The following is a 23,978-nucleotide window of genomic DNA, read 5'->3' as shown; positions in this document are numbered from 1 at the left end:
CCGGAACACGCGCGAACGCGTCAGGACATCAGAACTTCTGGCGGATGCCGACCACCACCGCCACTTGCGACGTCGTCGACGACGGGCCGTCGGTGCCGTCGATCCATGCGTGGCCGACGCCCGACGACGCCTTCTGGTAGAAGCCGTTCACGTACACGTCGGTGCGCTTCGACAGCAGGTACTGAAGGCCGGCCGACACCTGCTGATAGTGGCCGTCGTCGGCGCCGCGCGCGACCTTCGTATAGGTGTAGCCGGCCGCGGCCATCAGCGCGGGCGTGATCAGGTAGCGCACGCTGCCTTCGTAGTTGCCGAAGCGCAGCGCGCCGCCGGTCGCCTGGCCGAAGTTCGAACCCGTGTACAGCAGCCCGAGCGTCGCCTGCCCGATCGCGTAGCTCGCGCCCGCGCCCCAGATCTGCTGGCGCACCGCGCTCGACAGGCCGGCGCCGAACACCGACGCCGATCCCGGGTAGTAGTTGTCGGAGGCGACGGCGCCCGTCGCGCTGGCGGCCGGGTGATTCACGCGCGTATAGGCGGCGCCCGCGTTGAGCGGGCCGTTCGCATACGTGACGCCCGCGCTCCAGCTGTTGTCGTTCGCGAAGCCGGTCGAGTTCGAGAACCCGTACACGAGGTTCGCCTGCAGGCCCGCGATCGTGGGCGACACGTACTTGACCGCGTTGTTGGTGCGGAACGTGTTGTTGATGTCGTCGTTGTCGAACGGATGTGTCGAGTACTGCGCGAGGAAGCTGCTCATCTGCAGCGAGCCGAGAATGTCCTGCGTCGAGTTGTACTGGCGGCCGAGCGTCACCGCGCCCCAGTTCGCGCCGCTCAGGCCGACCCACGCGGAGCGGCCGAACATCCGGCCGCCCTGCCCGAGCGCGCCGTTCGCGACGTTGAAGCCGTTCTCGAGCCGGAAGTTCGCCTTCAGGCCGCCGCCGAGATCCTCGGTGCCGATCAAGCCCCAGCGCGGGCCCGATTCGTTGCCGCCCGTGAACTGCCAGAGCGCATGGCCCTTCGCGTTGTTCGTGTAGGTCACGCCGGCGTCGACGATCCCGTACAGCGTCACCGTCGACTGCGCGTGCGCGGCGCCGGCGCCCGCGAACAGCATCGCAATCGCCGCGCTCGTGCACGCGACGCCCGTCTTCCTGCCCATCATTCGCACCATCTCCGTCATCTCCTCTCCAAACCGTCTTGTCGATGTTGTGTTGTGTTTTCTCGATGCTGGCCATACGCGCCGGTCGGCTTGCATAGACAGTGGCTGGATGGTATCCAGCCGCACTCGCATCAAGAAATGAAATGTTCAACTGGACGGCAGTTGAAAATCGAATGAGAGGAGGTGGACGGGAAAACAGGCGGTGCCGCGCGGCACCGAAAGAAAAACGAAAGCGTGGAGGTCCGCCAGGCGCGGCGCCTTTTGCTCAGACGTGAATGGCGTGCGTAAGCAAGCTGACGAAACGGCGACGCTCGAGGCGCCCATCCGGTTTTCCCCGATAGCCCGGCGCAGGGCCGTGCCGCGCGTCCCCATCATTTGCCGGAGTGATGACACTCCCCTTTTTCTGCGGATTTGACCGGGGCGGCGCTGCCGACAACACTAGCCCGCAGTGCCGCATGGGTTCCAGAGACGGCACGCGCCCGCCCCCTTCAGAGTCCGCCATGTACCCGACCGACACCGTGCAGTCCCCGAGCGCCGCCCGGCCGCTCGCCGACCGGCAGCTTCGCCGGATCGTCATCGCCTCCGTCGCCGGCAACGCGATGGAATGGTATGACTTCTTCGTCTACGGCACGGCCGCCGCGCTGGTATTCGGCCACGTGTTCTTCCCGCCCGGCGCATCGCCGCTCGCGGGCAGCCTCGCCGCGTTCGCGGCGTTCGCACTCGGCTTCGTCGCGCGGCCGCTCGGCGGGATCGTGTTCGGCCATGTCGGCGACCGCTACGGACGCAAGGCGTCGCTCGTGTGGACGCTGCTGATCATGGGCGCGTCGACGTTCGCGATCGGCCTGTTGCCGACCTACGCGCAGGTCGGCCTGTGGGCGCCGGCGGCGCTCGTCGTGCTGCGGTTGCTGCAGGGCATCGCATCCGGCGGCGAATGGGGCGGCGGCGTGCTGATGATCAGCGAGAACGCGCCGCCCGAGCAGCGCGGCTACTACGCGGCATGGAGCCAGCTCGGCGTCGGCGGCGGCTTCGCGCTGTCGTCGGCCGCGTTTCTCGCCGCGCAGGCGCTGCCCGACGACGCGTTCCGCACCTGGGGCTGGCGGCTGCCGTTCCTCGCGAGCATCGCGATCTTCGCGATCGGCATCTATATCCGCCGCCACCTGCCGGAAAGCCGCGACTACGAGCAGGCCGGCAAGCGCGGCGCGCACACGCATCTGCCGATCGTCGAATGCATCCGCCGCCATCCGAAGGAAATCCTGCTCGCGATGGGGCTGCGCGTCGCCGAAAACGGCGGCGCGTACATCTTCCTCGCGTTCTCGCTCGTCTACGGCAAATACGTCGGCATCCCGAACGGCGTGATGCTGACCGGCGTGATGATCGCGATGATCGTCGAGATGGGCGCGATGCTCGCGTGGGGCCGGCTGTCCGACCGGATCGGCCGCAAGCCCGTGTACCTGATCGGCGCGCTGAGCCTCGTCGCGTGCGCGTTTCCGTTCTTCTGGCTGCTCGATACGCGCGTGACGCCGCTCGTATGGCTCGCGCTGACGGTCGGCACCGCGGTGAGCCACGGCGCGATGATCGGCACGCTGCCCGCGCTGGTCGGCGAGCTGTTCAGCACCGAGGTGCGTTATTCGGGCGTCGCGCTCGGCCATGAGGTCGCATCGATCTTCGCGGGCGGGATGTCGCCGCTGATCGCGACCGCGCTGCTCGCGCGCTATCACGCGTCGTGGCCCGTGTCGCTGTTCCTCGTTGCGCTCGGCCTCGTGACCGTCGCGACGCTGTGCGTGATGCGCGAGACACGCACCGTGGGGGTCGTTCCCGCTGTCGCCGCGACCGCCCCGCGCGGCGACACGGCGTGACCATGACGCTTCGATCCGCGCAAGCGGGCCGATCCGCACCGACGGGCGGTGAACACGGCGGCGGCCGGCACGGCCGTTCCCGACGCGTGCCGCCGCTCGCGCTCGCCACCCCGACGCGCCGCCTAGTTGCCGCCCTCCCGCCGCGCGCCGTCGAACACCGGCGCGAACCCGAGGTGATCGAGCAGCCGCGCGAACTCGCCGAGCCGTTGCCGCATGTAGGCCGGCACGTCGACCTGCGCATAGTCGTGGAACCCGGCGCCGGTACGCACGCCGTCGCGCCCGGCCTCCATGTTGCGCACGACGCTGTCGGCCGGTGCGAAGCGCGGACCGATCTCGCCGGCGAGATACGTCGACGCGTAGTACAGGATGTCGCAACCGCCCCAGTCGACGAACTCGAGCAGCCCGAGCACCGCGAAGCGCGGGCCGAAGCCGGTGCGAATCGCGGTGTCGATGTCCGCGGCGCTCGCGACGCCCTCTTCCACCATGCGCGCGGCCTCGTTCATCGCGAGTGCCTGGATGCGCGGGACGATATAGCCGGGCGCCGGCCCGCAGATCACCGGCTTCTTGCCGACGCGCTCAAGCAGCGCGGCCAGTGCGTCGACGACCCGTCGATCGGTCGCGTCGCCGCGGCTGATCTCGACGAGCGGCATCAGCAGCGCCGGATTCAACCAGTGCGCATTCAGCATCCGCTCAGGGTGCGCGACATGGCGCTGCAACTCGGTGACGATGAACGTCGACGTCGTCGACGCGATCGTTGCCCCCGCATCGACATGCTCGCCAAGCCAGCGCAACGCGTCCGCCTTCGCGTCGAGCACTTCGGGCAGCGCTTCGAACACGATGCCGGCGTCGCGCACGGCGTGCGCCGCACCGTCGCGCGGAACCAGCGCGATGCGCGCGGCGACGGCGTCTGCCTGCTCGGCATCGATGCGGCCGAGCGCGACCTGCGCGTGCAGCGGCCGCATGATCTCGTCGTGCGTGCGACTCTCGAACGCGCGCCATCCTTGCGCGTCGCGCCGCTTGAAGTCGATCAGCGTCACGTCGAGGCCCGCGAACGCGAACACGAGCGCGATCCCCTGCCCCATGCGTCCCGCGCCGAGCACGTGCACGCGCGTCACGTCGGTGGCGGCCGTCATGCGGTGTACCCCGTATCGAGCCACGCGCGCATCGCGTCGCGCGACAGCGCCGCGAGGCCGAGCCCGTCCAGCGTGCGTCCGTCCGCATACAGGTCGCGGCCGGTCACCGCCGACGCGATGCTCAGCAGCCCCTGCGCAACGGGCGTCGGCACGTTGGCCCAGCGCCCGCACGACACGATGAAGGACAGCCCGAGCCGGGTGTCCTCGAGCATGTAGCGATGCGTACGCAGATCGATCTTCTCGCGCCAGTCGCCGCTGTCGGTCAGCTTGCCGTGCGCGCCGCGCCCGTACATCCATTCGTCGCCGTCAGCCGCGTAGTGGTCCGCGAGCGGGAAATGCGGCGCGCGGTAACCGAGTGCCTCGCGCACGGCGATGCGTTCGGCGTCGAGCGCATTCGTCACGCGGCGGATCGACGGCTGCGTGCCTTCGTTGTGGATGTCCCACGCGTCGAAGTGTTCGAGCGGCCCGGCGTTCATCAGGATCAGCGGCGGGTGGATCACCGGGCCCGCGTTCATCAGCGCGCCGGACAGCGCATCCTCGACCGGCTCGACCGACGGGTAGCCCGCGCGCAGCACGTCGAACGCCCAGCCGGCCGCGTGCGCGGGAAACACGCCGGTCGGCAGGCGCGTCGCATACGCGCTGATCACGACCGCGTTGTCGCCGTGCTTGCGCACCAGGTACGGCAGCGTGCCCGTCTCGGCGAACGCGACGCGCGCCCGGTTGCCGGCGTCGGCCGCCGCCCGCGCGAACACGACGCTGCCGAACGTGCCGGGTGGCAGGAACACGACCTGGCCGTCCTCGAGCAGCGGCGCGACCTGCGCGGCAAGCGCATCGTGCGAAACGGCCGGCAGCGGCACCACGACGAGCCGCGCGCCGCGCAGCGCGGCCGCGAGATCGTCGGTCAGGCGGATCGCACCGGGCGCGTCGCCGAGCGGCACCGCGCGCTTGCCGCGATGGTCGGTCACGTGCAACGCGCCGAGCGCGCGCAGCCGCGCATGCGGTTCGCGGTCGCGCCGCCACCACGTCACGTCGTGGCCCTTCTCGAACAGGTCGAGCGCGGCCGCATGGCAGCCGTGGCCGCCGCCCAGTACACATACCTTCATCGTCGTCTCCCGGTGAGTGAGTGGTTCCGAGACTACGCGGCGGCACGCATCGCGTCGCTTCGAAACACGCAACGGCGCACCCGTTCGCGCAACGCAATCGCGGCGACGCGCACGACGTCGCCCCCATCCATCCGACCCGAGACCCCCGCATGGATATCGCCCTTTCCCGACACGCGCCGAACCGGCTCGGCACGCTGCATGCGCCCGACGAAGTCGAACGCGCGGTCGCACACCGGCTCGGGCCGCACCGGATGGCCACGCACGGCCGCGCGCCGTTTCATGCGGAGCTGTACGAGGTGCCGCTGCATCGCGGCGCGCTGCTCGAGCTTTGCTACGGCCGCGAGACGCGCATCGAGTTCGGCGACGATGCCGATCACTTCCTGTTCCGGCTGACGCTGTCGGGCGCCTGTGAGCTGCGGGCAGGCCACGGGGTGGCACGCGCCGGGCCGGGCGAGCTGACCGTGTCGTCGCCGGCGCTCGCGAGCCGCCTGAGCACGAGCCCCGACTGCCGCAACCTGGTGCTGCGGCTGGAACGCGGCGCGCTCGAACGCAAGCTGCAGGACATGCTGCACGCGACACTCACGCGGCCGCTGCACTTCGATCTCGCCGCCGGCGGCAACGGCACGGGCGCCGCGCTCGTGCTGCCGACCTTCGAATACCTGTGCCGGCTCGGCGCGCAAGCTGGCATCGGCGCAGCGGCGGCGACGTTCGGCGCCGATCTCACCGCGTGGCTGATGTCGCTGCTGCTCACGCACCTGCCGCATTCGTACAGCGACGCGCTGGCGCGCGGCACCCCGCCGCTGCCGGCGCACGTGCGCCGCGCGTGCGGCCACGTCGACGCGCACCTGGGCGAACCGCTCGCGCTCGCCGCGCTGGCGGCCGTCGCGGGCGTCGCGCCGCGCACGCTGCAGCATGCGTTCCGCGCGTTCCTGAACACCACGCCGGCCGCCTACGTGCGCGAGCGCCGGCTGGCGGCGGTGCACGCCGCGCTGCAACGCGGCGACGCGCGCAGCGTGACCGACGTGCTGATCGCGCACGGCATCCATGGCTTCGGCCATTTCGCGAAGGCGTATGCACGGCGTTACGGCCACCCGCCTTCCGTCACCGCGAGGCAAGCACCATGACGCACGCCGCCCCCGGCCGGCCGCCGGCCCGATCCGAACCACCGGCGCACGACACGGACGCGCCCGACGGCCTGCGCGTGCAGGACCTCGACCTGAACCTGTTGAAGACGTTTCGTGCGGTGTACGAAGAACGGCACGTGGGCCGTGCGGCGTTGCGGCTCGGCGTCACGCAACCGTCGGTCAGTTACGCGCTCGGCCGATTGCGGCTGATGTTCCGCGACGCGCTGTTCGTGCGCACCGGCACCGGCGTCGAGCCGACGCCGCGCGCGCAGCGGCTCGCGGTGTCGGTCGACAAGGCGCTCGCGATCCTGCAGGACGTGCTCGACGAAGGCTCGCGCTTCGCGCCGGACAGCACGCAGCGCGTGTTCCGGCTGCACATGAGCGACTTCGCGGCGAGCGCGTTCCTGCCGACGCTGCTCGCGACATTCGACCGGCGCGCGCCCGGCGCGGTGATCGAGACACTGCATGTCGACGAATGCCAGCTCAACGTCGCGCTCGAATCGGGCCGCATCGACTTCGCGCTCGGGCATTTCGCGGATGCGTCGAGCCACTTCCAGCGCACCGCGCTGCTGCACGAACGCTGCGTGCTGCTGATGCCGCGCCGCACCGCGCGGCGCGTCGCGCTGCCCGACGGGTTCGTGCTCGACGGCGACGCGCCGGACGCGCTGCGCTTCGTCGCGGTGACCACGCATCCGCAGTCGATGCAGTTGCTGGAACGGCACGGCCTGATGCCGCGCGTGCGGGCGGCGCTGCCCGACTTCATGGTGGTGCCGGCGCTGCTGGAACACGGCGATTACGCGCTGATCCTGCCGGAAACCGTCGCGCTCACGTTCGCGGCGCGCCAGCCGTGCGCGCTGTACGAGATCGCGGATGCCGGCGAATGGGCCGTGAACGCATACTGGCACCGGCGCTTCGATGCGGACCCGGGCCATCGCTGGCTGCGCGCGCTGCTGCTCGAGCTGTTCGACATCGGCCGGCAGGCGCCGTTCGACGCATGGCTCGCGCCGCAGCCGCCTGCCTGCGCGTAGCCGCGCAGGCGGGTGCGGATGCGGGCCACCCTCGGCGGTCAGAATGCCGTGAGGATGCCCGCGACGATCGAGCTGGCGGTCGCGCCGGGTTTCGCGACCGCGACGCCGCCGCCGGCCGCGCCGTTGACGACGAAGCGCGCGTGCGCGCCGTTGCGCACCATCGCGGCGCCCGTGTACAGCACCGTTCGCTTCGACAGCGGATAGTCGAAGCGGATGCCGTACGAATCGGCATTGCCGTCGCTGTCGGCGACCTTCCGGTAATGACCGATGCTCAGCAGCAGCGACGCACGCCCGATCGGCACCGTCGCGCTGAGCTCCATCGTGTCGCTGTGCGGATACGCGCTCTGGCTGTCGATCGCGGCCGCGACGTCCGGGCCGCCGCGATGCCGCATGTACAGCGCGGCGACCTTCACGACGTTGAAGTCGTACGAGATCGCGCCGACCGTGTAGTTGCCGTTCGCGGCCGAACTGGTCGCGCCGAGCGCGGATGCCGCCACCGGGCTGAACTTCTGCTGCATGTAGTCGACGTCGACCGACAACCCGCCGCGCACGTAGTTGAGGCCCGCGCCATACGTGTCGCCGAGCGATGCCGGCTGGCCGGCCGCGCCGTTGGTGCCGCGCGCGGCCATCGCGCGCAGCATGAAGCCCGCGTAGCGCGGCGACGTGTAACGCATCGAGTTGCGCACGCGCAGGAAAGCGGGGCCGACGAAGTTGTTCGTCGCGTTGCCCCATGCGAGGCCCGCGCCGAGCCCGGGCAGGCTGTACGTGACGAGCGTCGTGTGCACGATCGTGTAGAGCTCGCCGAACTGCACGCCGCCGAACGGCCCGGTGATGCCGACCCATGCCTCGCGGCCGAACAGCGCGCTGGCGTTCGACAGCGCGCCGCTCGCCGCGTTGAAGCCGTCCTCGAGCTTGAAGATCGTCGCGTAGCCGCCGCCGAGATCCTCGACGCCCTTCAACCCCCACTGCGACGCCCACAGGTTGCCGCTGCCCATGCGCGTCACGTGGTTCGGCCCGGCGTTCGCGTATTCGATCGCGGTATCGATGCGGCCGTAGAGCGTCACGCTCGATTGCGCGGCAGCCGGCAGCGCTGCGCCCGCAAGGAGCGCGGCCACCAGCATGGCAAGCGGTACGGCAGGCCGGTCGGCCCGCCCGTTCGGATGGTTCATCTTCGTGGTCCCGTGGAAATTCCGGCGCCCGTCGGCATCGCGCCGTTTGACAGGAAGCGCGCTCGCTTTCGGAGGCGAACGCTGCCGATCAAAAACGGGCCGAGTCTAGGAACGACAATTTCGGACGTCGACGCAATGCGCTCTATAACGCTTATAGACGCGCCGCATGAGGCACGCGCGCCCCGCCGCACGTGCGCTGCGCGGCGGCCCGCGCGCACGGCCTCGGTGTTTTCTTTATCCGGGTCGGTGAATGTCCGTGTGGCGCGGCTGTCACTCCGGCTATGGCCGCCGAATTTGGCCGACTACGCTGCGTCTCCGATCGTGTCACCCGCACGCTTTCGCGCCGCGACGGCGCCCGGCCCGCGAGGCCCGCGCCGCGCTTCCCCACCGCCCGCTCCTGGAGAATCCGCATGTCCGCACCCACGGCCCGCGCTGCCGACGGCAAGCGCTATACGTACGAATGGTATGTCGTCGTCATCTGCATGCTCGCGTATGTCTTTTCCTTCGTCGATCGCCAGGTGCTCGTCCTGATGATCGAGCCGATCAAGCGCGATCTGCACCTGACCGACACGCAGTTCAGCCTGCTGAACGGCTTCGCGTTCTCGCTGTTCTACGCGGTGATGGGCCTGCCCGTCGCGTATCTCGCCGATCGTTACGCGCGCCCGCGCATCATCTCGCTCGGCATCGCGCTGTGGAGCGTCGCGACCGCCGCGTGCGGGCTCAGCCAGCAGTTCGTGCAGATGTTCATCGCGCGGATGGGCGTCGGCGTCGGCGAGGCCGCGCTGTCGCCCGGCGCGTATTCGATGCTCGCCGACTACTTCCCGAAGGAGAAGCTCGGCCGCGCGATCGCCGTGTATTCGCTCGGCTCGTTCATCGGCGGCGGCGTCGCGTTCCTGATCGGCGGCTACGTGATCGCGCTGCTCAAGCATGCGAGCGCGTTCACGCTGCCGGTCGTCGGGCAGGTGCATGCGTGGCAGGTCACGTTCCTGATCGTCGGGCTGCCGGGGATCCTCGTCGCGCTGCTGTTCGCCGCGACCGTGCGCGACCCGCAGCGCAAGGGGCTCGCGCAGGATCGCTCGGGCGCCGTGCGGCGCGTGTCGATGCGCGATTCGCTGCGCTTCGTCGGCACGCATCGCGCGACCTTCGCGTGCCACTACCTCGGCTTCTCGTTCTATGCGATGACGCTGTACTGCCTGCTGAGCTGGACGCCCGCGTTCTATATCCGCCGCTTCGGCATGACGGCCGTCGAAGCCGGCTACACGCTCGGCGTCGTGCTGCTCGTCGCGAACACGGCCGGCGTGTTCTGCGGCGGCTGGCTCAACGACTGGCTGCTGCGCCGCGGCCGCAGCGATGCGCCGATGCGCGCCGGCGCGATCGGCGCCGCGTGCATGGTGATTCCCGCGACGCTGTTCACGCAGCTCGACAGCCTGCCGGCGTCGCTCGCGATGCTCGTCGTCGCGATGTTCTTCGCGTCGTTCCCGATGCCGACGTCGACCGCCGCGATGCAGACGCTCGCGCCGAACCAGATGCGCGCGCAGATCTCCGCACTGTTCCTGCTCGTGTCGAACCTGATCGCGCTCGGGATCGGCACGACCGTCGTCGCGCTGTTCACCGATCGCGTGTTCGGCGTGCCGGCGGCGGTCGGCCATTCGATGTCGATCGTCAACGTCGCGGCGGCCACGCTCGCCGCGCTGCTGCTGGCGGCCGGATGCCGGCAGTACCGCCGCAGTCTCGACCGCGAGCGCGGCCATGCGTCGGCGTCGGCGAACCCGGCCGTCGACGGCGGCAACGCGGTGGCCGCACGCTGACCGATGCCGATCGACGCCATCAACCATCATCCATCCCACTGATTCTGTCATCGCTTTTTTATCGATTTGATTTATGCGATGCCCATCCCTATTCTCGGTTGCATGACGGCGCGGTACCTGCCGCGCCGGTTTCCTCCCTTCCCCACGGAACACCCCATGCAAGCGAACCGCCACCAGGTCCGGATCGACGCGCTGATCGACGCCGCGCACGACATCCGCTGTTTCCGGGTCTCGCGCGTCGACGGCCAGCCGTTCGACGCGTACGAGCCGGGCGCCCACATCGACGTCACCGCGCCGTCCGGCGTCACGCGGCAATACTCGCTGTGCGGCCGTCCCGACGAGCGCGGCAGCTATCTGTTCGCGGTGAAGAAGGAAGCGCAGTCGCGCGGCGGCTCGCGCTCGCTGCACGACGACGTGCGCATCGGCGCCGAATTGTCGATCGGCGCGCCGCGCAACCTGTTTCGTCTGACGGACGACGCGAGCGAGCATGTGCTCGTCGCGGCCGGGATCGGCATCACGCCGCTGCTGTCGATGGCGTATGCGCTCGAGCAGCGCGGCGCGCGTTACCGGTTGCACTACTTCGCGCGCAGCCGTGAACACGCGGCCTTCGTCGACGAGTTGTCGGCCGAGCCGTTCGCGCCGCACGTGACGTTCCATTACGGGATCGCGCCCGACGCGCTCGCGGCCGAACTCGGCCGCTGCGTCGAATCGATCGACGCGAACGCGCATGTCTATACGTGCGGGCCCGGGCCGTTCATGGATGCGGTCGTCGCCGCGGCGGCCACGCGGATTCCCGACGATGCGATTCATCTCGAACGCTTCGCGGCGGAACCCGTCGCGGCCGACGCCGCTGTGGATGCCGCGCCGGCGGAAGGCTTCGAAGTGCGCCTGCAACGCAGCGGGCAAGCGGTGCGCGTCGCGCCCGACACGTCGATCGTCGACGCGCTCGCCCGCATCGGCATCGAGGTCGATACGTCATGCGGCGAAGGCGTGTGCGGCACCTGCATGGTGCCGGTGCTCGACGGCGAACCCGATCATCGCGACCACTGCCTCAGCAAGGCCGAACGCGCGAGCAACACGGTGATCTGCTGCTGCGTGTCGCGAGCGCGCTCGGCGGTGCTCGTCCTCGATCTGTGATGCGCAGCGGGCGCTGACGTGCGAAGGCGCCGATCTACCGATTGACTCATGCGCCGGTGCGCTGCCGACACGCAGGGCCGCCCCGCCAGCGCGCTGTCCGATCGTCACGCGTCGAACCGCTCGACGATCTCGGCGAGCAGCGCGCGCATCCACGCGATCCCCTCGTCCTCGTGAAAGTGCTCATGCCAGTGCATCGTGACCGGCGCGGGCGGCAGCATCACCGGCAGGTCGTACAGCCGGAACGCGTTGTCGCGGTTCAGGATCCGCGCGAGCCGCTTCGGCAGCGTCGCAAAGAGATCGGTGACCGACAGCACGCTCGGCAGCGCGACGAAGTGCGGCACTTCGAGCGCGATGTTGCGGCCCACGCCTTGCGCGCGCAACGCGTCGTCGAGCGCGTGGTGGCTGTGCTCGACCGATTTCACGTTGACGTGCGCGGCGCGCACGAACTGCTCGAGGCTCAGCGCGGCGCCGGCCGGCAACCCGCGCCGGCGGCCGGTCATGCACACGTAGGTTTCCTCGAACAGCACCTGGTGGCGCGTGCGCGGCATCAGCTCCGGCAGGTTGCCGATCGCGAAATCCAGCCGGCTCGCGCGCAGCGCCTCCTCGATCTCCTCCACCGGCAGCGGCTGCACGCTCAGCGTCACGCGCGGCGCGCGCGCGCGCAGCGCCTGGCAGATCGCCGGCAGGTACGCCATCTCGCCCGCATCCGACAGCGACAGCCGGAACGTGCGCGTGCTCGACGCCGGATCGAAACGCTCCGCATAGCGCAGCGCGACCCGCACCATGTCGAGCGCCTTGCCGACGATCCCCGCGAGTTCGAGCGCGACCGGCGTCGGCTGCATCCCCGCGCGCGTGCGCACGAACAGCGGATCGTCGAACAGCGTGCGCAGCCGCCCGAGCGAATAGCTGACGGCCGGCTGCGACAGCGCGAGCCGCTCGCCGGCCTTGGTCAGGCTGCGCTCCTCGACGATCGCCTGGAACACCCGCAACAGGTTCAGATCGAGATGATCGACCGATGTCATCGTGACCTCCATCATTTGCCGTATTTATTTGATTGGCAATTTTAGATCAATTTGACGGATATGTAGCAGGAGACGAGACTGAGTACTCGATGCCGCGCGCGACGCGGCCCGATTTCGCGACTCTTTCCCCACGACGACGATGAGCGACATTCCCACCCAGACGATCGACACCCGCGCGTTGCACGGCTTCGTGCAGCCCGACCGCATCGCGCCCGCGATGTATCACGACCCCGCGCTGTTCGAGGCCGAGCTCGACCGCATCTTCTACCGCACCTGGATCTGGGTCGCGCACGAGAGCGAGTTGCCGAACCCGGGCGACTTCATCACGACGACGATCGGGCGCCAGCCGGTGATCGTCGTGCGCGACAAGACCGGCGAGATCAACGTGCTGCAGAACCGCTGCCGCCATCGCGGCGCGACCGTGTGCGAATCGCACAAGGGTAACGCGAAGGGCTTCACGTGCCCGTATCACAGCTGGTCGTACGCGCTCGACGGCACGCTGCGCGCGCTGCCGTACGGCGACGGCTACGAAGGCGTGTGCGAGAAAGGCGACCTGCCGCTCGTCAAGCTGCGCGTGGGCGTGTACCAGGGGCTGATCTTCGCGAGCTTCAACGACGCCATCGAACCGCTCGAGGATTTCCTCGGCGGCGCGAAGCCGTGGATCGACCTGTTCATGAAGCAAGGTGCCGGCTACCCGATCAAGGCGAACGGCGAGCACAAGTTCAAGTTCAAGGGCAACTGGAAGATCCAGCTCGAGAACACGACCGACCTCTATCACTTCCCCGTCGTGCACAAGTCGTGGATGAAATCGATCGACGATGAAACGGCCGCGGCGATCACGAGCTTCATGACGAGCGACGACGCATTCTGCCGCGGGCTCGGCAACGGTCACAGCCTCGCGGTGCTGATGCCCGAACTGATCGATCTCGACGACGACGACGGCGCGCCGCTGCCCGAACGCTTCGCGCCGCTCGCGGCGAAGCTCGCCGAGCGCCACACGCCGGAAGCAGTGCGCCGCATCGTGCGCTCGCTGATGGGGGTCGGCTTCAACCTGAACCTGTTCCCGAACCTCGCGCTGTCGATGGCGTTCTTCCGCGTGCTGCGGCCGATCTCCGCGAACGAAACCGAGATCCGCCACGTCGCGCTCGCAATGGATGGCGGCCCGGACGAAGCGAATCGCGAACGGCTGCGCATCCACGAGCATTTCCAGGGCCCGTTCGGCTTCGGCAGCCCCGACGACGCGGAAGCGTGGGAGCGCGTGCAGCGCGGCGCGCAGGCGGGCCCCGACGTGCCGATTCTCGTGAACCGCGGGCTGAACCGCGAGACGACCGCCGCGAACGGCGAAAAGACCGCGCATGCGACCGACGAGACCGGCATGCGCGAGGCCTACCAGCAATGGCGCAAGATGATGGAGCAACGATGATGGACGACCGCAACGCCCTCTTTTCCGAGCAGACCTTTGCCCGCGCGGTCGAATTCGTGTGGCGCGAAGCCGAGATGCTCGACCGCCGCGACTATCGCGCGTGGCTCGACCTGTGGGATCCGGCCGGTCACTACGTGGTGCCGATCGATCCCGACGCGACCGACTTCGCGGCGACGCTCAACTACGTGTTCGACGATCAGGACATGCGCGAGAAGCGCGTGCAGCGGATGGTGTCCGGTTACTCGGCGTCGGCGACCGACGCGGCGCGCACGGTGCGCACCGTGTCGCGCTTCACGCTGGAAAGTGGCGGCGCCGGCATCGTCGAGCTGAAATCCGCGCAGGTCGTCGTCGCGTACAAGCGCGGCGTCGCGACGCTGTTCGCGGCCGACGTCACGCACACGCTGCACGTCGATGCCGACGGCGAGATGCGGATCGCCGGGAAGGTCGTGCGCCTGATCGACTCGACGGAAGCGCTCAGCGCCATCGGCTTCCTGCTGTAAGTAGCCGCCGGTTCATCGCCGAATCTGCAACGGTGAACCGGTCACCTTCACCTTTCCGGACGACCATGCCCACACTCGAAGTTTTCCTGCCGGCCGGCCATGACGACGCGCGCAAGGCCGAGCTGATCGCGCGGCTCAGCAACGCGACCGTCGACGCGATCGGCGCGCCGATCGAATCGGTGCGCGTGCTGCTCACCGAATTGCCCGCGACCCATATCGGCCTCGGCGGGCGCACGGCCGCCGACGGCGCGCCGCCGTCGCTGCCGGTGATCGTCGCGATCCTGATCGCCGGCCGCACCGACGCGCAGAAACGCGCGCTGATCGCCGCGCTCTCGGACGCCGGCGCGAACGTGCTCGATGCGCCGTTGCAGGCGACGCGCGTGATCATCAAGGACATCCCGAACACCGACTTCGGGATCGGCGGCCAGACCGCGCGGGCGCTGGGGCGCTGATCGTGCGCCGCGCGTCGCTGCCCGGCCGCGATGTGCGTGATGGGCGTGATGGGCGTGACGGCCGCGATGCGCGTGACGTGCGTGATGTCCGTGGCGCCCGTTACGCTTGCACCGCGACGCACCGGCTACGCCTGCGTGTCGACGAGCGGCAGCGTCACGCGGCAGTCGAGCCCGCCGCCTTCGGCCGGGCTCGCGCCGATGTGCCCGCCGTGGCGCGTGACGATGCTCTTGCACAGCGACAGCCCGATCCCGTTGCCGCCGGCCTTCGACGACGAGAAGCCGTCGAACAGCCGGTCGTGCGCACCTTCTGCGATACCCGGCCCGTTGTCGATCGCACGCAGCTCCGCCTGCCCGCCGACGTTCGCGGTGCCGAGCGTCAGCGTGCACGGCGTGCGCTCGCAGCCGGCGAACGCCTCGATCGCGTTGAAGGCCAGGTTGAGCATCACCTGCCCGATCAGCACGCGCTCGCAGCGAATCGGCAGCGGCCTGTCGGCCTGCACGATCGCGACCGTCACGCCCGCTTCCTTCGCGCGCAGCTCGATGAAATACGCGACGTCGGCGAGGATCTCGCGCAGGTCGGCGAGCGCGACGACCGGCTCGCGCTTCACGATGAACTCGCGCACGCTCTTGATGATCAGCGCCGCATGCTCGGCCTGCCGGTCCGCGCTGCGCAGCCCCCAGATCGCATCGTCGACGGTGCCGCGCGTGGTCAGCCGCTGCACCGCGCCCTCGATGAAGTTGCGCACGGCCGCGAGCGGCTGGCTCAGCTCGTGCGCGATCACGGTCGCCATCTCGCCCATCGCGTTGTAGCGGCCCGCGTATTCGAGCATGCGCGCTTCGGCGCGGCGCGCCTCCTCGATCGCGACTTCGTCGCTGACGTCGCGGAAATGCACGAGCAAACCGTCGAGATCGCCTTCGATCTCGACCTGCCGGCACGTGATGCGCAGCCAGCACGCCGAGCCGTCGCGCCGCACGAAGCGATAGCGCTGCGGCTCGGACGGACACGTCGACGGCGCATCGTGCAGCTGCGCGACGAGCCGGTCGCGATCGGCCGCGGTGCAGTAGTCGAGCACGCCGCCGAGCGCCTCGTCGGGCGCGAGCCCGAGCACGCGGCGCCCCGACTCGCTGACGAACTGCGCGCCGCCGTGCGGCGTCACGACCGCGATGCCCTCGTCGAGGTCCTGCATGAATTCGCGCAGCCGCGCCTCGTAGCGGCGCAGCTGCTGACGGATCGCTTCCTCCGCGCTGATGTCGCGGAACTGCACCATCACGACGTCGCGCCCGCGCAGCGGCACGTGGGTCGCGATCGCCTCCGACAGCATGTCGACGCCGGTGCGCGACCGGTAGCACCACTCGTACACCTGCGGCCGCCCTTCGGCGATCGCACGGTCCATCGCGCCCACGCCGATCTCGCGCCGGTATTTCGGCTCGGGACGCGTCATGTCCGGCGCCTTCAGCGGCAGCAGTTCCTCGACGGAAAAGCCGAGCGCGATGCACGCGGCGCGGTTCGCCCACACGATCGCCTTGGTCTGCGCATCGTGCAGCAGCACGCAGGTGGTCAATGCGTCGAGCAGCCGATGGAAATCGTCTTCGTCGGGGAAACTCATGATCGGATTCGGATGAAGGCGCGCGGCGTCGCGCGGCCGGACGTCCAACATAGCACCGGCGTGCACGGCCTGCATCTGAAGATTTCTTTAGTCCGGCACGGAGCGACACCAGTCACGCGGCCCTACGCACCAATTGCTGCGTGTTTTCGGCGTTTCTAGACTGATTGCATCGTCTTTCGAACCCCTTCCCCCAGGAGACAGTCATGCCCAACGCCGCCCTCGCCATCGACGCCGCGTCCTCCTCGCCGCATGCGGTCCGCGAAGCGGCCGCGCGGGTGTCGCCGCTCGACGCGGTGATCGAGACCGTCGTCGCGCGGCGCGACGAATTCGACCGCCTGTCGCACGTGCCGCGCGACGTGATCGCGCTGTTCAAGGAGGCCGGCCTCTATCGCGCGGGCACGCCGCGCCGCTTCGGCGGCGATGCGCTGGCGCCGACCGCGTTCCTCGACATGATCGAGCGGATCGCGACCGCCGACGGGTCGGCCGCGTGGGTCGCGAGCTTCGGCTCCGCGAACGTCTATCTCGCCGCGCTGCCGCTCGCCACGCAGGCCGAGCTGTACGCGAGCGGCCCCGACCAGGTGTTCGCGGGCGGGCTGTTCCCGGTGCAGCCGGCCCAGGCCGCGCCCGGCGGCTGGCGCGTGAACGGCACGTGGAAGTTCGCGAGCGGGTGCAAGGGCGCCGACTGGCTCGGCGTCGGCATCGCGGTGCCCGGCGCGCGGGACGCCGCGCCGAACAAGCCGCGCACGGCCGTGTTCCGCGCCGGTGAAGTCGAGATCGTCGAGAACTGGAGCGTGGTCGGGATGCAAGGCACCGGCAGCCACGACCTGCGCGTCGACGACCGCTTCGTGCCCGACGCGTGGACCTTCGTGCGCGGCGGCGAGCCGACCGTCGACGAGCCGCTGTACCGCTATCCGACCGTCGCGTATGCGGCGCAGGTGCTCGCCGTCGTGAACCTCGGGCTCGCGCGCGCGGCGCTCGACGTCGCGAACCGGATGTCGGGCGGCCGGCAGACGACCACCGGCGCGCCGCGCCTCGCCGATCGCGCGTACTTCCGCATCGAGCTCGCGAAGGCCGAGGCGCAACTGCGCTCGGCGCGCGCGTTCTTCTACGACGCGACCGACTCGGTCTGGCAATCGATCCTGGCCGGCAACCCGGTCACGCCCGAGCAGGTCAGCCTGCTGCGGCTCGCGGCCACGCATATCGCCCGCGAAGGCGCGAGCGTCGTCGAGCACGCATACCGCCTCGGCGGCACGGCCGCGATCTATCGCACGCATCCGCTGCAGCGCCTGCTGCGCGACGCGATGGTCGTCACGCAGCACGCGTTTCTCGGCGAAGGCAACTTCGACGGCGCGGGCGCGGTGTTCACCGGCGTCACGCCGTTTCCCGGCTATCTGTAATCCGCGTCGATTCGCTTCGACACCGCTCGACACATTCTTCAGGAGACCCTGTCATGTCCGATTCGAATCCACTGCCGCTGCGCGTGCTGTTCTGCTGCGGCGTGTCGCAAAACTTCTTCGACCTGCCGCGCGAGAAGATCGGCGAAGTATGGCAAGCGTACGGCGCGATGCTCGCCGCCGTCGAGGCGATGCCCGGCGTGCGCGTGCTCGGCGTGATGGATGACGACCGCCTCGTCGTCGGCCAGGCCGACGGTGCGCCGTGGACGTTCTACATCATGGCCGACGTCGCCGACTTCGACACGACGGTCGCGGTGTGCAACCTGTATCGCACGACACCCGTCGGCGAATACAACCTGTGGCGCTACGGCAAGATCGAGGCGCGCGTCGGCCGTGCGCTGACCGTGCCGCCGGCCGCGAAGCCCGCGTCGTGAGGCCGGCGATGACCGGACCCGATTCGACGCGGGCGCTCGAAGCACTCGAAGCACTCGAAGCGCGCGAAGCACTCGAAGCACTCGCGGCGCTCACGCCGCGCGTGGCGGCGCTCGATGCCGAACGCGCGGTGCGCGCGACGATCACGCGCTACATGGCGCTGTGCGACGTGCCCGAGGATGCCGGCGACGGCCCGGCGCTCGCCGCGCTGTTCACGGCCGACGCGATATGGGAAGGCATCGGCCCGCAGTACGCGCGCAAGTTCGGCCGCCTCGAAGGCACGGACGCGATCGTCGCGATGCTGCGCCGCTATCTGCCGCCCGATCCGCATTTCTCGGCGAACCTGCACTTCCTGACGTCGGAGTCGATCGACGTCGACCTCGACCGCGCGACCGCGCGCGGCCGCTGGATCATGCTGCAGGCATCGCGCCACGCGGACGGCACGGCCGAGCTGATCGCCGCGCGGCTGACCGTCGATTTCGCGCCGGCCGCCGACGCCGCGACCTGGCTGATCCGCCATTTCCGCACCGAGCGCGTGCTCGACGGCCCGTGGCCGCTCGCCGCCGCGCCGCAATCCTGAACCCCTTCACCGCGCTCGCACGCCATCGCACCATGACAGGCTTCATCGACACCTTCACGCTGGGCGGCCCGGGCCCGACGGTCGCGATCAAGGACACGATCGACATCGCCGGCCATCCGACCCGCGCGGCCAGCCGCGCGCTGGCGGACGCGCCGCCCGCCGCGCGGCACGCGGACGTGGTCCGCCTGCTGCTCGACGCCGGCTGGCAGATCGCCGGCAAGGCGAACATGCACGAGCTCGCGTTCGGCATGACGGGCATCAACGACACCACCGGCACGCCGGTCAATCCGCAGGACCCGACGCGCATTCCGGGCGGCTCGTCGAGCGGGTCGGCGTCGCTCGTCGGGCTCGGCGTGGTCGACGCCGCGCTCGGCACCGATACCGGCGGCTCGATCCGCGGACCGGCTGCCTGCTGCGGCGTGGCCGGGCTCAAGCCGACGTTCGGCCGCGTGTCGCGGCGCGGGGTCGCGCCTGCCGACACCACGCTCGATTGCGTCGGGCCGTTCGCACGCGACATCCGCACGCTCGCGGCCGTGATGGCCGCGATCGCGCCGGGCTTCGATCGGGCGCGTGCGGCAGCACCCGTTGCCGGCTGCACGATCGCGCGCGTGATCGTCGATGCCGATCCGGCCATCGCCGCCGCGCTCGACGCGGCGGTACGTGCGTCGAGCCTGCGCGCGCACGATGTCGTGCTCGACGAACTGCCCGCCGCGTTCGCGGCCGGGCTCGCCGTCATCAATGCGGAAACGTCGCGTGCCTTCGGCCATCTCGTCGAAACCGGCAAGCTCGGCGCCGATCTCGATGCGCGGCTGCGCATGGCCGCGACGACGGCGCCGGCCGCGCTCGCGGAAGCGGAAGCCGTACGCGCACGCTTCACGGCGCAGGTCGACGCCGCGCTCGAACGCGCGGACGTGCTGGTGCTGCCGACCTTGCCCGCGTTGCCGATCACGCTTGCGCAGGCACGCGACGGCGTATCGGTCATCGCGATGTCGTCGCTGATCCGGCCGTTCAACCTGAGCGGCCATCCGGCGCTCAGCCTGCCGCTGCCGCTCGCGGGAACGCCGCTGAAGGCCGGATTGCAGATCGTCGGACGCAAGGGCGCGGACGAACAGGTGTGCGCGGTCGCCGCGCACTTCGAAGCGGCACTCGCCGCATGAACCACGATGCGGGCGCCGCTTCGGCCACGCGCCCGCGAACCACGGAATCACGCACCATGTCAGATCGAGTCGTCCTCGTCACCGGCGCCGCGCGCGGGCTCGGCGCCGTCATCGCCGAACGCTTTCATGCGGCCGGCTATCGCGTCGCGCTGGCCGACATCGCCGTCGACGCCATTCACGCGCACGCGCGCGACCTCGATCCGAGCGGCGAACGCACGCTCGCGCTGCCGCTCGACGTCATGTCGAAACGCGATTTCGAAGCCGCGCGCGATGCGCTCGTCGCGCGCTGGGGCGCGATCGACGTGCTCGTCAACAATGCCGGCGCATCGAAGGTCGTGCCCGCGATGGAGATCACGGCCGAGCAGTTCGACCAGGTGATCGACGTGAACCTGCGCAGCGTGCTGTTCGGCTGCCAGGTGTTCGGCCAGTACTTCGCGACGCGCGGCGCGGGCCGCATCGTCAACATCGCATCGCTCGCCGGGCAGAACGGCGGCTCGGCGACGGGCGCGCACTATGCGGCCGCGAAAGGCGGCACGCTGACCCTGACCAAGGTGTTCGCGCGCGACCTCGCCGCGCAGGGCGTGACCGTCAACGCGATCTCGCCGGGCCCGCTCGATCTGCCGATCGTCCATGAAAGCGTCGCACCCGACAAGCTGCGCCAGGTGCTCGCGAGCCTGCCGGGCGGCAAGCTCGGGTCGGCCGGCTTCGTCGCGGATGCGGCCGTGCTGCTCGCGTCGGGCGACGCGCATTTCGCGAACGGCGCGTGCTGGGACATCAACGGCGGGCTGTACATGCGTTGAGCGTCGCGCGCTGCGGCGCGTGAACGAACGCCCCGGGGCCGGTTCACGCCGATAACGGGCTTGCGAACGTGCGTCGACGGCCGTCGTGCAAGGCGCACGGCGCGCCGTTTGCGCCGAGCCGAACAAGCGGCGTGCGACACCGCAATACGGCCGGCAACGCACGTTCCCGTCACCCAAAAATCCCGCTTGGGGCCGGCCCGTTATCAGCGTGAACAGGCCCTAGCGCGGCGTGTCGTTGTCGTCGCCCCACACGACCATCACGTCGCGCACCAGCGCGGCGATCGACGTCGCGCCGAGCTTCTCCTTGATGCTCGCGCGATGCACGTCGACGGTCTTCACGCTGATCGACAGGTCCGACGCGATCTGCTTGCTGCCCTTGCCGTCGACGACGCCGCGCAGCACTTCCTTCTCGCGCGCGGTCAGCGCATCGAGCCGCTGACGCAGTTCGCGGTGACGCTGGTCGACCGCGTGCCGCTGCTGCGCTAGCCGCAGCGCGCGTTGCACGCGCTCGAGCATCTGCTGCGAGTTGTACGGCTTCTCGACGAAATCGATCGCGCCGTTCTGCAGCGCGCGCACCGACATCGGAATGTCGCCGTGCCCGCTGACGAAGATCACCGGCAGCGTCGCGCCACGCGCGTTCAGTTCCGCCTGCACGTCGAACCCGCTTTTCTCCGGCATCCGCACGTCGAGCACCAGGCACGCGGGCAGGTTCACGTCGAAGCGCGCGAGAAAATCGGCGGCATTCGCGAATCCCTCGGACGCGATGCCGACCGATTCGAGCAACCAGGCGAGCGACGTCCGCATGCCGCTGTCGTCGTCGACGATGTATACGATCGGAGCGGGTGACGTCATCGGGGTGTCTCGCAAGATATCGCTATCGGTATCGCACGCGCCGCGGGTGAGGCAAGCGTCGTTCGTCGGGGGGTGTGCGGCACATCATAGCGAGCCGAAAATGCGCTGAATACCCCTTTACGTACCGCTCGAACGCCCGATCGCACTTTTTTTCGCGCGTCGCGCCGCGCATCTAGGTAGAACCTTTAGATGCGTTGGCGGGAACGCCATCCTCATCGTCAATCGTGCGAATGTTCGCCGGCTTTTTCGCGACGTACGCTTGGGACATCGTCGACGATCCGCTGCCGCATCCACGGCACGCACGATCGCCGCCCTCATTCACCCAGGAGCGCCCATGTCCGCAACGACCGATACCCCGCAACCGGCGCGCGCCGAACCGACCGACGCGCAAAAGGCCTTCCGGCAAGCGATGGCCCACCTCGGCGCGGCCGTCAACGTGATCACCACCGCGGGGCCGCACGGCCGCTGCGGGATCACCGCGAGCGCCGTCTGTTCCGTCACCGATGCGCCGCCGACGCTGCTCGTGTGCCTGAACCGGTCGAGCGCGATGCATGCGATCTTCGAGCGCAATCGTCATGTGTGCATCAACGTGCTGCCGGCCGAGCACGAACTGCTCGCGCGGCATTTCGCGGGGACGACCGAGCTGCCGATGGAGCGCCGCTTCGCGTTGCCGGTGTGGGATCGCGGCGAGCAGGATGTGCCCGTGCTGCGCGACGCGCTCGCGAGCCTGCAGGGCACGATCGCCGAGATGAAGGAAGTCGGCTCGCATTCGGTGATGTTCATCGAGGCGACGTCGATCCGCGTGCGCAATGACGGCGACAGCCTCATCTACTTCAGCCGCGCGTTCCATCGCGTGTCGCGCACGGCCTGCGTGCGGTAACGGTAGCGGTAGCGGTAGCGGTAGCGTTGCCGGGCTCGCCGGATGTCGCGGGCCGGGGTCGGCTACGCTGACGCCCTCAAGGCACGCTGTCCGGCCGCGAGGGCCGCGCCCGCGAACAGCGTCAGTGCCGAATAGACCAGCCCGCGCGCGAGCCCCGCGCTGTCCGACACCCAGCCGATCGCGACAGGCCCGGCGATCTGCCCGAACGCGAAGATCGTCGTGAACGCGCTGATACCCTTCGCCCAGCCTTCCGGCGGCAGGTTGTGGCGCACGAACGCGGTCGTCGACGCGACCGCCGACAGGAACGTCGCACCGAACAGCACGCCCGACGCGAACGCGGCCGCCGGATGCACGAACAGCGCCGGCATCAGCGTCGCGACGCCGAGCAGCGCATTGAGCACGGCCAGCGCCTGGCCGCCGCGCATCCGGTCGAGCAGCCCCGACCACAGCCGCGCCGACACGACGGTCGCGACGCCGAGCATCACGTAGAACGCGGACACGACCGTCCCGCTCATCCCCGCGCCGCGCAGCAGCGCGACGATGAACGTCATGTAGCCGATGTAGCCGACGCCGAACAGTCCGTAGCCCGCGAGCGCGAGTGCGAAGCGCGCGGGACTCGCGGCCGCCACCGGCGCGGCGCCGTCGTGCCGGATGGCCGGTGCCGCGTGCGCATGCTCGATGCGGCGCGCCGCCGACGCGGCGATCGCCGAGAACAGCACGCATGCGAGCGCAAGCGCGAACCAGGCCGGTTGCCAGCCGTGCGCGCGAGGCATGAGCGTCGCGGGCACGAGCAGCGACGACGCGACGATGCCCCACCCGGTGCCGCCGTAATAGAGCCCGAGCAGCAGCCCCGCATCGCGCGGCGACGCGGACGCGAGCCGCGCGGCCAGCACGCCGCCGCTGATGAAGATCAGCGCGCTGCCGACGCCTGTCGCGAGCCGCTCGACGAGCAGCGCGTTCATGTCGGGCGTGAGCCCACATGCGGCCATCAGCACCGCGGTCAGCGCGCAGCCGGCCGCGAGCAGCGTGCCGGCGCGCCAGCGTCGCGACAGGAGCGGGAAGATGAGCGCGCCGATCAGGTAGCCGGCCGCGTTGGCCGTGTTCAGCGCGCCGGCCTGTGCGAAGGTCCAGCCGAGATCGGCCTTCATCGGCGGCAGCAGCAACGCATACGAGAAACGCGCAAGGCCCAGCGCGATCGCGCTGCCGAGCGACAGGCAGATCGCGAGCCGCCACGCGGCCATCCGGTCGGGTTCGGTGGCGCCGGCATCCGGCCGTGCTCGGCCGGCGTGCTCCGGTTGCGGCGCTGCGCGCATCGCGGTGTCTCCATCGTGGTTCGAGGCAGGTACGGGGCCGGTGCTCGGTGTTCGGTGT

Annotated in this window: 22 protein-coding genes; 14 read left to right on the top strand and 8 right to left on the bottom strand. The window is 69.9% G+C overall.

The features are described 5' to 3' along the window. Positions 1-28 precede the first annotated feature (28 nt). Positions 29-1,162, bottom strand: coding sequence for a porin (locus U5771_RS30040; protein ID WP_415859450.1), 1,134 nt, complete (start codon positions 1,160-1,162; stop codon positions 29-31). Between the two features lie 488 nt (positions 1,163-1,650). On the opposite strand from U5771_RS30040, the gene U5771_RS30035 reads away from it, so the two are divergent. Further along, positions 1,651-3,006 carry an MFS transporter gene (locus U5771_RS30035; RefSeq protein ID WP_322027333.1) on the top strand — a complete coding sequence of 452 codons (1,356 nt, stop codon included), beginning with the start codon at positions 1,651-1,653 and terminating at the stop codon, positions 3,004-3,006. A gap of 122 nt (positions 3,007-3,128) precedes the next feature. Here U5771_RS30035 and U5771_RS30030 read toward each other — a convergent pair whose 3' ends face one another. Then, the gene (locus tag U5771_RS30030; RefSeq protein ID WP_322027332.1) at positions 3,129-4,139 is read right to left on the bottom strand and encodes a 3-hydroxybutyryl-CoA dehydrogenase; all 1,011 of its coding nucleotides are present in this window, start codon (positions 4,137-4,139) and stop codon (positions 3,129-3,131) included. Beyond that, entirely contained in the window at positions 4,136-5,242 is a 1,107-nt protein-coding gene (locus U5771_RS30025) for an NAD/NADP-dependent octopine/nopaline dehydrogenase family protein (RefSeq protein ID WP_322027331.1), read from the bottom strand. Before U5771_RS30025 ends, U5771_RS30030 begins: the two co-directional genes overlap by 4 nt. 149 nt (positions 5,243-5,391) lie before the next feature. On the opposite strand from U5771_RS30025, the gene U5771_RS30020 reads away from it, so the two are divergent. Together U5771_RS30020 and U5771_RS30015 are read left to right on the top strand one after the other, a co-directional pair. After that, complete coding sequence (locus U5771_RS30020) at positions 5,392-6,366, top strand: AraC family transcriptional regulator (protein ID WP_322027330.1); 975 nt, start codon at positions 5,392-5,394, stop codon at positions 6,364-6,366. Then, positions 6,363-7,394, top strand: a complete 1,032-nt coding sequence (locus U5771_RS30015) for a LysR family transcriptional regulator (protein ID WP_322027329.1) — start codon at positions 6,363-6,365, stop codon at positions 7,392-7,394. The genes U5771_RS30020 and U5771_RS30015 overlap by 4 nt, the downstream gene beginning before the upstream one ends. Before the next feature lie 38 nt (positions 7,395-7,432). On the opposite strand, the gene U5771_RS30010 is transcribed toward U5771_RS30015, so the two are convergent. Beyond that, the gene (locus tag U5771_RS30010; RefSeq protein ID WP_322027328.1) at positions 7,433-8,563 is read right to left on the bottom strand and encodes a porin; all 1,131 of its coding nucleotides are present in this window, start codon (positions 8,561-8,563) and stop codon (positions 7,433-7,435) included. Between the two features lie 410 nt (positions 8,564-8,973). Between U5771_RS30010 and U5771_RS30005 the strand changes: the two genes are divergently transcribed. Together U5771_RS30005 and U5771_RS30000 are read left to right on the top strand one after the other, a co-directional pair. Further along, entirely contained in the window at positions 8,974-10,371 is a 1,398-nt protein-coding gene (locus tag U5771_RS30005; protein ID WP_322027327.1) for an MFS transporter, read from the top strand. 156 nt (positions 10,372-10,527) lie between these two features. After that, a complete protein-coding gene (locus tag U5771_RS30000; RefSeq protein ID WP_322027326.1) occupies positions 10,528-11,508 on the top strand; it encodes a PDR/VanB family oxidoreductase in 981 nt (326 codons plus the stop codon). A 104-nt stretch (positions 11,509-11,612) separates the two neighbouring features. On the opposite strand, the gene U5771_RS29995 is transcribed toward U5771_RS30000, so the two are convergent. Next, positions 11,613-12,530, bottom strand: a complete 918-nt coding sequence (locus U5771_RS29995; RefSeq protein ID WP_322027325.1) for a LysR family transcriptional regulator — start codon at positions 12,528-12,530, stop codon at positions 11,613-11,615. Between the two features lie 139 nt (positions 12,531-12,669). On the opposite strand from U5771_RS29995, the gene U5771_RS29990 reads away from it, so the two are divergent. The 3 genes from U5771_RS29990 (at position 12,670) to U5771_RS29980 (ending at position 14,905) form a co-directional block, all read left to right on the top strand. After that, positions 12,670-13,953, top strand: a complete 1,284-nt coding sequence (locus tag U5771_RS29990; protein ID WP_322027324.1) for an aromatic ring-hydroxylating dioxygenase subunit alpha — start codon at positions 12,670-12,672, stop codon at positions 13,951-13,953. After that, positions 13,950-14,453, top strand: a complete 504-nt coding sequence (locus tag U5771_RS29985) for an aromatic-ring-hydroxylating dioxygenase subunit beta (protein ID WP_322027323.1) — start codon at positions 13,950-13,952, stop codon at positions 14,451-14,453. Before U5771_RS29990 ends, U5771_RS29985 begins: the two co-directional genes overlap by 4 nt. A gap of 65 nt (positions 14,454-14,518) precedes the next feature. Then, the gene (locus U5771_RS29980) at positions 14,519-14,905 is read left to right on the top strand and encodes a tautomerase family protein (protein WP_322027322.1); all 387 of its coding nucleotides are present in this window, start codon (positions 14,519-14,521) and stop codon (positions 14,903-14,905) included. Positions 14,906-15,030: 125 nt separating this feature from the next. Here the strand turns inward: U5771_RS29980 and U5771_RS29975 are convergent, their stop codons facing one another. Further along, positions 15,031-16,587 carry an ATP-binding protein gene (locus U5771_RS29975; RefSeq protein ID WP_322027321.1) on the bottom strand — a complete coding sequence of 519 codons (1,557 nt, stop codon included), beginning with the start codon at positions 16,585-16,587 and terminating at the stop codon, positions 15,031-15,033. A 128-nt stretch (positions 16,588-16,715) separates the two neighbouring features. Here U5771_RS29975 and U5771_RS29970 point away from each other — a divergent pair, with 128 nt between their 5' ends. Genes U5771_RS29970 through U5771_RS29950 form a run of 5 tightly spaced genes read left to right on the top strand, consistent with a single transcriptional unit; the run spans position 16,716 to position 20,875 of the window. Continuing rightward, positions 16,716-17,909, top strand: a complete 1,194-nt coding sequence (locus U5771_RS29970) for an acyl-CoA dehydrogenase family protein (protein ID WP_322027320.1) — start codon at positions 16,716-16,718, stop codon at positions 17,907-17,909. 53 nt (positions 17,910-17,962) lie between these two features. Further along, positions 17,963-18,340: a hypothetical protein gene (locus U5771_RS29965; protein WP_021161073.1), complete on the top strand. Its 378-nt coding sequence runs from the start codon at positions 17,963-17,965 to the stop codon at positions 18,338-18,340. A gap of 8 nt (positions 18,341-18,348) precedes the next feature. Then, on the top strand, positions 18,349-18,918 hold the full coding sequence (locus U5771_RS29960) for a nuclear transport factor 2 family protein (protein ID WP_322027319.1): 570 nt from the start codon (positions 18,349-18,351) through the stop codon (positions 18,916-18,918). A gap of 32 nt (positions 18,919-18,950) precedes the next feature. Next, the gene (locus U5771_RS29955; protein WP_322027318.1) at positions 18,951-20,075 is read left to right on the top strand and encodes an amidase; all 1,125 of its coding nucleotides are present in this window, start codon (positions 18,951-18,953) and stop codon (positions 20,073-20,075) included. Between the two features lie 56 nt (positions 20,076-20,131). Then, positions 20,132-20,875 (top strand): SDR family NAD(P)-dependent oxidoreductase, encoded by a 744-nt coding sequence (locus tag U5771_RS29950; RefSeq protein WP_322027317.1) that lies wholly within the window; start codon positions 20,132-20,134, stop codon positions 20,873-20,875. A gap of 219 nt (positions 20,876-21,094) precedes the next feature. Here U5771_RS29950 and U5771_RS29945 read toward each other — a convergent pair whose 3' ends face one another. Next, positions 21,095-21,727 carry a response regulator transcription factor gene (locus U5771_RS29945; protein ID WP_322027316.1) on the bottom strand — a complete coding sequence of 211 codons (633 nt, stop codon included), beginning with the start codon at positions 21,725-21,727 and terminating at the stop codon, positions 21,095-21,097. A 334-nt stretch (positions 21,728-22,061) separates the two neighbouring features. Here U5771_RS29945 and hpaC point away from each other — a divergent pair, with 334 nt between their 5' ends. Further along, positions 22,062-22,607, top strand: a complete 546-nt coding sequence (gene hpaC, locus U5771_RS29940; protein ID WP_322027315.1) for a 4-hydroxyphenylacetate 3-monooxygenase, reductase component — start codon at positions 22,062-22,064, stop codon at positions 22,605-22,607. Between the two features lie 62 nt (positions 22,608-22,669). On the opposite strand, the gene U5771_RS29935 is transcribed toward hpaC, so the two are convergent. Further along, positions 22,670-23,920 (bottom strand): YbfB/YjiJ family MFS transporter, encoded by a 1,251-nt coding sequence (locus U5771_RS29935; protein WP_322027314.1) that lies wholly within the window; start codon positions 23,918-23,920, stop codon positions 22,670-22,672. Positions 23,921-23,978: the final 58 nt, after the last annotated feature.

It is taken from the genome of Burkholderia sp. BCC1977 (assembly GCF_905339595.1).
Taxonomy (GTDB): domain Bacteria; phylum Pseudomonadota; class Gammaproteobacteria; order Burkholderiales; family Burkholderiaceae; genus Burkholderia.
The sequence above is the reverse complement of the archived record's forward strand: the minus strand, read 5'-3'. Positions and strand labels throughout refer to the sequence as shown.

Bases quoted from the DNA above. Each gene is read 5' to 3' on its own strand.
- U5771_RS29950 (WP_322027317.1), top strand. From the start codon at position 20,132: ATGTCAGATCGAGTCGTCCTCGTCACCGGCGCCGCGCGCGGGCTCGGC.
- U5771_RS30010 (WP_322027328.1), bottom strand. From the start codon at position 8,563: ATGAACCATCCGAACGGGCGGGCCGACCGGCCTGCCGTACCGCTTGCC.
- U5771_RS29945 (WP_322027316.1), bottom strand. From the start codon at position 21,727: ATGACGTCACCCGCTCCGATCGTATACATCGTCGACGACGACAGCGGC.
- U5771_RS29990 (WP_322027324.1), top strand. From the start codon at position 12,670: ATGAGCGACATTCCCACCCAGACGATCGACACCCGCGCGTTGCACGGC.
- hpaC (WP_322027315.1), top strand. From the start codon at position 22,062: ATGTCCGCAACGACCGATACCCCGCAACCGGCGCGCGCCGAACCGACC.
- U5771_RS29935 (WP_322027314.1), bottom strand. From the start codon at position 23,920: ATGCGCGCAGCGCCGCAACCGGAGCACGCCGGCCGAGCACGGCCGGAT.
- U5771_RS30005 (WP_322027327.1), top strand. From the start codon at position 8,974: ATGTCCGCACCCACGGCCCGCGCTGCCGACGGCAAGCGCTATACGTAC.
- U5771_RS30020 (WP_322027330.1), top strand. From the start codon at position 5,392: ATGGATATCGCCCTTTCCCGACACGCGCCGAACCGGCTCGGCACGCTG.
- U5771_RS30025 (WP_322027331.1), bottom strand. From the start codon at position 5,242: ATGAAGGTATGTGTACTGGGCGGCGGCCACGGCTGCCATGCGGCCGCG.
- U5771_RS29995 (WP_322027325.1), bottom strand. From the start codon at position 12,530: ATGACATCGGTCGATCATCTCGATCTGAACCTGTTGCGGGTGTTCCAG.
- U5771_RS29955 (WP_322027318.1), top strand. From the start codon at position 18,951: ATGACAGGCTTCATCGACACCTTCACGCTGGGCGGCCCGGGCCCGACG.
- U5771_RS29975 (WP_322027321.1), bottom strand. From the start codon at position 16,587: ATGCAGGCCGTGCACGCCGGTGCTATGTTGGACGTCCGGCCGCGCGAC.
- U5771_RS30035 (WP_322027333.1), top strand. From the start codon at position 1,651: ATGTACCCGACCGACACCGTGCAGTCCCCGAGCGCCGCCCGGCCGCTC.
- U5771_RS29970 (WP_322027320.1), top strand. From the start codon at position 16,716: ATGCCCAACGCCGCCCTCGCCATCGACGCCGCGTCCTCCTCGCCGCAT.
- U5771_RS29965 (WP_021161073.1), top strand. From the start codon at position 17,963: ATGTCCGATTCGAATCCACTGCCGCTGCGCGTGCTGTTCTGCTGCGGC.
- U5771_RS30040 (WP_415859450.1), bottom strand. From the start codon at position 1,162: ATGGTGCGAATGATGGGCAGGAAGACGGGCGTCGCGTGCACGAGCGCG.
- U5771_RS29985 (WP_322027323.1), top strand. From the start codon at position 13,950: ATGATGGACGACCGCAACGCCCTCTTTTCCGAGCAGACCTTTGCCCGC.
- U5771_RS29980 (WP_322027322.1), top strand. From the start codon at position 14,519: ATGCCCACACTCGAAGTTTTCCTGCCGGCCGGCCATGACGACGCGCGC.
- U5771_RS29960 (WP_322027319.1), top strand. From the start codon at position 18,349: ATGACCGGACCCGATTCGACGCGGGCGCTCGAAGCACTCGAAGCACTC.
- U5771_RS30015 (WP_322027329.1), top strand. From the start codon at position 6,363: ATGACGCACGCCGCCCCCGGCCGGCCGCCGGCCCGATCCGAACCACCG.
- U5771_RS30000 (WP_322027326.1), top strand. From the start codon at position 10,528: ATGCAAGCGAACCGCCACCAGGTCCGGATCGACGCGCTGATCGACGCC.
- U5771_RS30030 (WP_322027332.1), bottom strand. From the start codon at position 4,139: ATGACGGCCGCCACCGACGTGACGCGCGTGCACGTGCTCGGCGCGGGA.